The organism is Shigella sp. FC1567 (assembly GCF_001743015.1).
GTDB lineage: Bacteria > Pseudomonadota > Gammaproteobacteria > Enterobacterales > Enterobacteriaceae > Escherichia > Escherichia coli.
In genome coordinates, this window is sequence record NZ_MIIV01000486.1 from 1 (window position 1) to 212 (window position 212).

Sequence of the window (212 nt, forward strand, 5' to 3'; positions counted from 1 at the left end):
GCAACTGGTGAAGTTCCGGACCGCACAAATTAATGCCCTGCACGGGACGTTACTGGAGTTTGGTGAAACCATCCACAAAGGCCGGGCAGCGATGGAGCGTGAAGTGGTCAACAAAAAACTGGCCACCGAGTTAGAGTTTTTCCAGTATCGATTTTCCGATTCGTTTGGGGGTAACCCACCGTTATATTCGTGCGGTCTTAGTGCGCTGTAAT

General features: G+C 50.5%; 1 pseudogene. It reads left to right on the plus strand.

The features are described from left to right. Nucleotides 1-103: pseudogene (locus BHE85_RS20360) on the plus strand (IS110 family transposase); the annotation flags it as partial. Nucleotides 104-212: the final 109 nt, after the last annotated feature.